Annotated in this window: 3 protein-coding genes; 1 reads left to right on the plus strand and 2 read right to left on the minus strand. The window is 75.4% G+C overall.

What is annotated here, in order from left to right; all coding sequences use genetic code 11:
* Together pepE and ACFV5N_RS27170 are read right to left on the minus strand one after the other, a co-directional pair.
* Positions 1–671: dipeptidase PepE (gene pepE, locus ACFV5N_RS27165; RefSeq protein ID WP_385604991.1), on the minus strand; the 671-nt coding region annotated here is incomplete at its 3' end.
* 47 nt (positions 672–718) lie between these two features.
* Entirely contained in the window at positions 719–1,528 is an 810-nt protein-coding gene (locus ACFV5N_RS27170; protein ID WP_385604997.1) for an IclR family transcriptional regulator, read from the minus strand.
* Between the two features lie 339 nt (positions 1,529–1,867).
* Here ACFV5N_RS27170 and ACFV5N_RS27175 point away from each other — a divergent pair.
* The coding region (locus tag ACFV5N_RS27175) for a DUF1177 family protein (RefSeq protein ID WP_385604994.1) at positions 1,868–2,306 on the plus strand (439 nt) is incomplete at its 3' end.

The following is a 2,306-nucleotide window of genomic DNA, read 5'->3' on the forward strand; positions in this document are numbered from 1 at the left end:
GGCCCGTACTCCACCGGCTCCTGTCCGCGCCGGAAGAGCACCGCCCCGGCCGCCACCCCGCCCAGCGTCAGCCGCCCGTCCCCGCACCGCAGCCAGGTGCCCTCCCGCAGGCCCAGCACGGGCACGTCGTTCTCCTCGTGGAACTCCTTGATCCGCTGCGCCCGGGTCTCTCCCATGTGGGTGCTGCCGGGCACCGGGTCCAGGTAGTGCGGGTTGATCTGGAACGGCACCAGGCCCAGCGCGTCGAAGGTGGGCGGCTGGACGATGGGCATGTCGTTGGTGGTGCGCAGGGTCGGGCAGGCCATGTTGGTGCCGGCGCTCGACCCCATGTACAGCGCACCGGCCGCCACCCTGGCGCGGATGGCGGCGACGAGCCCGTGCCGGTGCAGCGCGGTCAGCAGCCGGAAGCTGTTGCCGCCGCCGACGAACACCGCGTCGGCGGCCTCCAGCAGCGCGGCGGGCCGCTCGGCGGTGTGCGCGCCCGTCACCTCCACCCCCAGCGGGGCGAACGCCTCGGCGACCCGCGCCGTGTAGCCGTCGTGGTCGGCCTGGGCGTAGGGCACGAACAGCAGCCGGCGGGCGTCGCCGAACGCGTCGGCGATCTCCGCGCGGGCGTGGTCGAGGTAGCCGTGCCCGGGGGCGGTGGAGTTGGAGAGCAGCAGCAGGCGCACGGGGGCGCCTCCCTTCGTGAGAGGTGAGGGGTGGATACGGGGGAGGGTCAGCGGGGTTCGGCGGGCGCGCGGCGCGGGCGCAGCGGGGTGAGAAGCCGGCCCAGGTCGGCGGCGGCCCGGGTGAGCGGGCCGACGATGCCGGCCGGGGGCTCCGGACAGAAGCCGCTCGGCCCGGCGACCGACAGGGTGCCGACCGGGCGCCGCCCCACCAGGACCGGTACCGCGACGGCGGCGGTCTCGTCGTCGTACTCGCCCTCGGAGTGGGCGTAGCCGTTCTGCCGGGCCTGCGCGAACCGCTCCTCGAGCAGCACCGGATCGGTGACGGTGCGCTCACTGAACCGGGCCATCGGCCGCCCGTACAGCAGCGCCGCCCGGTCCCTGGCCGGCAGCATGGCGAAGTACGCTCGGGAGGTGGCCCCGGCATGGGCGGGGTACAGCTCCCCGGTCAGGTCGTGGGCGCGCAGCGGCCCCGAGGCGCCGTCCACCGCCGCGACGCACCGCATGTGCACGCCGTCCGGGACCGCGAACAGCACCCCGAAGCCGACGGTGTCGGCCAGGGAGCGCAGCACGGGCCGCACCAGGTGGGCCATGCCGCCGTCCCGCTCCCAGACGCGTGCCAGGTCCCACACGGCGGGGCCGAGCCGGTAGCGGCGGGTGCGGGGGTCGGAGACCACGAAGCCCCGGTGGGCGAGGGCGGCCAGCAGCCGCTGGGCCACCGACTTGTCGAGGCCGAAGGCCGCCGCGACGTCGCTCACCCCCCACTCGGGGTGCTCGCGGTCGAAGGAGAGCAGCAGGCTCAGTACCCGGTCGGCGGTCTGGAGCGGAGGTTTGTCCTCCGTGCCCCGGGTGCGGGGCATGTCGGCTTTCGGTGCCTGGTCGGCCGGGGAAGCCGCGTTGTCCGCCACGTGATCTCCCGGAGAGTGGGGTGCCGTCATGCCAGGAGTGTAAACCGTCCCGCATATAGAGAAACTATTGCGCCAAGATGAACGTGTGCGGATTCTGGACGCACACCGGCCGCCCGAAGCGCCGACCGGTACGGCGGCCGCCGGCATCCCGGCCACCGCCCGCGCAGCCGCCCGCCCATGCCATCCCCTGGGCCGACGACGGCGATCCACGGCCCCACGGCCCTCCACGGCACCCGCGCCGACGCGGACCCGTCCCCGCGGTGGAGTGCGCCCTCAGCGAAAGGATCTCCCGTGCTCAAGCACGTCCTCGACATCATCGAACTGCTGGACCGCCCGCAGACCGGCGGTGACCTGCTGGCGGACCATCTGCGCACGGTGCACGCCACCGCGGCGGCCGAGGCGGGCGACAGCGGCGCCCCGGCCGGCGTACGCGTCGAGGTGACCACGCTCACCGGCGACAAGGGCAGCACCGACTTCGTCTCCGTCACCGTGCCCGGCCGCAGCGGCCGGCTGGCCGGCGGCGACGCCCCCACCCTCGGCGTCCTCGGCCGGCTCGGCGGCGTCGGCGCCCGCCCCGAACGCATCGGCCTGGTCTCCGACGCGGACGGCGCCGTGGCCGCGCTCGCCGCCGCCGCCAAGCTGCTGGACATGCACGCCCGGGGCGACGTCCTGGACGGCGACGTCCTGCTGTCCACCCACGTCTGCGGCTGGGCCCCCACCCAGCCGCACG

The sequence above is a fragment of the Streptomyces sp. NPDC059853 genome (assembly GCF_042731495.1).
Lineage (GTDB): Bacteria > Actinomycetota > Actinomycetes > Streptomycetales > Streptomycetaceae > Streptomyces.

Excerpts from the sequence above, each read along its gene's own strand:
- ACFV5N_RS27170 (WP_385604997.1), bottom strand. The coding sequence starts at position 1,528 with ATGCCCCGCACCCGGGGCACGGAGGACAAACCTCCGCTCCAGACCGCC.